Here is a 3943-nt window from a genome sequence, read left to right on the forward strand (position 1 = left end):
CCCCCACACCCCACACCCTCTCTTTCCCCTACACCCTACACCCTACACCCTACACGACGGCGGCTTCCCCCGCTCTCGTTTGTAAAGATTTGTGGATCCTGAATCTGTGGATCCCAATTAAATGGTAAAATCAGCCCAATCACCACAATTCCGACCGGATTTGCGGAAATAATTAACAATTGATCATTGACAATTGACAATTAAACAAAATTATCAATTATCAACTATCAACTATCAATTATCAATTACCCATTTCGTGAGGAATGAGGGGTGGTTTACTGGAGATGGTGTGGCGACTTATGTATTGAAAGTTAGCCGCACATTTCACCACAAGTGTGTCAGGAAATACGCACAGAAACCACAGTAGGGGCAATTCCCCCGTGGTTGCCCAAATCTTACACAAAAGATATAGACGGTGCGTAAATCCTGTGCATTTAATGATTCGGACAGAATGCGAGTTTTTTTTGAGATCAACGACTAATGTCTAACTCTACAACTATGACGGCTCCTGCCTCTGGAGATACTGATAAAAAGCTGTCGAAGCTGGAAGCACTCAAGGAGCGTAGTAACTTCTTGCGAGAACCTGTAGCCAGTGAGTTGCTTCTGGATACCAATTACTTTACAGAAGATGGAATTCAAATTCTGAAATTTCATGGTTCTTATCAGCAAGACAATCGTGATAATCGGGTCAAAGGGCAAGAAAAAGATTATCAAATGATGCTGCGTACCCGATCGCCTGGTGGATTTATTCCCCCCCAACTTTATCTCACTTTGGATCGCTTATCGGATCAATATGGGAATCATACTCTGCGAGCCACCACTCGCCAGGGCTTTCAACTGCACGGCATTCTCAAGAAAAATCTAAAAAGTGCGATCGCGGAAATTGTCCGCAATATGGGGTCAACCCTGGGGGCTTGTGGCGATCTGAATCGCAACGTCATGGCACCTCCGGCTCCCTTTCACAATCGCCCAGAGTATGACTATGCCTTGCGCTATGCCAACAATATCGCCGATTTACTCACCCCTCAAAGCGGCGCTTATTATGAGATTTGGCTAGATGGGGAAAAAGTTATTAGTGGGGAAGAAAATCCCGCCGTTAAAGAAGCCCGCCGCCATCAGAATAATGGGACTCTGTTTGAGGATAGCCAAGAACCCATCTATGGCACTCAATTTATGCCCCGCAAATTCAAAATTTGCGTGACCGTACCGGGAGATAATTCCGTAGATATCTATACCCAAGACCTGGGTTTAGTGGTCATTTCTGACGAACAGGGTAAGTTAATGGGATTTAACGTCCTCGCGGGCGGTGGTTTAGGTCGGACTCATAACAAAGAGGAAACCTTTGCCCGGTTAGCGGATCCCATTGGTTATGTAGCCAAAGAAGATGTCTATGAGTTGGTGAAAGCTGTGGTCGCCACTCAACGGGATTATGGCGATCGCCAAAACCGCCGTCATGCGCGGATGAAATATCTCATCAATGACTGGGGGGTGGAAAAATTCCGCGCCACCGTAGAAACCTATTTTGGCAAAAAACTCGAACCCTTTAAGCCCTTACCCGAATGGAAGTATGAAGACTTTCTCGGTTGGCACGATCAAGGGGATGGGTTGATGTTTCTGGGCATTTCTATTGAAAATGGCCGAGTTTTCGATCGCGGTGATTTTAAACTCAAAACCGCCTTGCGGGAAATTGTCGAGAAGTTCAACATACCAATGTTGGTCAGTCCCCATCAAAATGTAATTCTCTACGATATTAATCCCGCCAACCAGCAGGAAATTAAACAAATCCTCCAAGGCTATGGGATCAAAGCCGAAACGGAAATCGATCCTCTCGTGCGGACCGCAATGGCTTGTCCCGCGTTGCCTACTTGTGGATTAGCGGTGACGGAATCAGAACGCGCCATTCCCGGAATTTTAGAGCGAATTCGCACTCTATTAAATAAATTAGGGCTATCCCAAGAGCAATTTGTAGTCAGAATGACCGGCTGCCCAAATGGTTGTGCTCGCCCTTATGTGGCAGAATTAGGATTTGTCGGCAGTGCGCCAGAAAGTTATCAAATTTGGCTCGGTGGTTCCCCCAGCCAAACCCGACTGGCTCAACCCGTAATTGAGAAGCTACATATTGATTACTTAGAGGCATTCCTAGAGCCGATTTTGATCAATTTTAAGCAAAATCGACTCTCTGCCGGTGAGAGTTTTGGCGATTTTTGCGATCGCATTGGACTCGACACCATTCGTGAACTTACCGCCTCTTATAAGCAAAATACTCCTGTAACTAGCAACAAAATGACTACCGAATTATTGACCGCTCCCGTTGACACAGATTTGACTCCCAGCCCCGAAACTATTTCCGAAGAGATCGCCGATCAAGGTTCTGAAGAAGACGAAAAAGAACGTCGCCCCCGTCGTCGCGTCAACCTCAGCGAAGATATTTATCATCGCCTGAAAAATGAAGCCGCCCGTCAAGGCAAACCTATGAGCGAACTAGCCGCGAATGCCCTGGAAGCTTTCCTCGCTAGTCAACAATCGGCTGATCAGGTTGACGGTTAATTTTTGTTGATTGTTGATTGTTGATTGTTGTTGGTTGATTGTTGATTGTTGATTGTTGTTGGTTGATTGTTGATTGTTGATTGTTGATTGTTGTTTTACCAGCGAATAACTCACAACTAACAACGAATAACTAACAACGAATAACTAACAACGAATAACTAACAACAAATAACCATCAACAATCAACAAACCTCCCTCCGCTCCAGAAGATCCTCCGCTCCAGAAGCTCCAGAAGCCCCTCCGCTCCTTCATGTCTCAATTACAAAGAATCGCGATCGCACAAGCCCAAATTCAAGGTCAGCAAATATTGCTGACCGCCGAACAGCAGCACTATCTGATGCGAGTGCTGCGGTTAAAAATAGGCGATCGCTTTATTGTCATCGATCCTCAAGGGGGTTGGTGGTTGTCGGTACTCCAAAGCCAGTACGGTCTTGGGGTCTCCCCAAGTATAGTAACTGGCGTAGAAGACAACGGCCTTTATTATGGCCAAATTCTCGAACCGATAGCCATTGCCACCGAATTACCTGCTACCGTTTCCTTAATTGTGGCTATGCCCAAAGGAAATGGCTTAGAAGAGATAGTGCGTCAAACTACAGAACTCGGTGTGAGTGCGATTTATCCGGTAATGAGCGATCGCAGCCTCCTCAAACCTAGCCCCCAAAAAATTCAACGGTGGCGTCGCATTGCCCAAGAAGCCGCCGAACAGTCAGAACGAGCAAAAGTCCCGACAATTTTTGAACCGATCGCTTTCTCTGAATGTTTAGGGCAAATTTCTCAGGCTTCATGTAGGGGCGAACAGCCGTTCGCCCCTACCCTCACCCAGGAAAATTCGGGGGGATCCGACACCCCCCTTATTAAGGGGGGCGGGGGGGGATCCGACTCTAAAAAATATAAATATATCTGTGTGGCTCGTGGGGATAGGCCACATTTACTCAAAACTTTGCAAGGATCTGACCTTAAATCTGAAGCAAATCCCCAAATCGCGATCGCCACTGGGCCCGAAGGCGGCTGGACAGCCACAGAAGTGGAACAGGCGATCGCTGCGGGTTTTCAGCCAATTTCTTTAGGCGATCGTATCCTCAAAGCCGTTACCGCCCCCATTGTCGCCTTATCCCTCGTCGCTGCTTACTTAGAAAGTTAGAAACCGGGTTTCTGCGTTAACTGATGCCAATCCGCCAATCCGCCAATCCGCCAATCCGCCAATCCGCCAGGGAATAAATTCCCGTCGCTTTTAGCTAAAGTCGGTTAAAACCGACTGAAATCGATAATTTGAAATCAAATAATTATAATTGGATTTATTTACAACTGAAATCGATATAGCGGTTTTTATTGGATTACAGAGGTTTTCTGGATTCCCGCCTGGGCGGGAATGACAGCAGCAATTCTCATTTTGGAA

Annotated in this window: 2 protein-coding genes; both read left to right on the forward strand. The window is 46.5% G+C overall.

What is annotated here, in order from left to right; genetic code table 11:
• Positions 1–498: 498 nt before the first annotated feature.
• Positions 499–2547 carry a sulfite reductase, ferredoxin dependent gene (gene sir, locus AM228_RS17935; RefSeq protein WP_054467737.1) on the forward strand — a complete coding sequence of 683 codons (2049 nt, stop codon included), beginning with the start codon at positions 499–501 and terminating at the stop codon, positions 2545–2547.
• Positions 2548–2797: 250 nt separating this feature from the next.
• Complete coding sequence (locus AM228_RS17940; protein ID WP_054467739.1) at positions 2798–3688, forward strand: 16S rRNA (uracil(1498)-N(3))-methyltransferase; 891 nt, start codon at positions 2798–2800, stop codon at positions 3686–3688.
• Positions 3689–3943 lie beyond the last annotated feature (255 nt).

Origin of the sequence: Planktothricoides sp. SR001, assembly GCF_001276715.1 — a bacterium.
Taxonomy (GTDB): Bacteria; Cyanobacteriota; Cyanobacteriia; order Cyanobacteriales; family Laspinemataceae; genus Planktothricoides; species Planktothricoides raciborskii.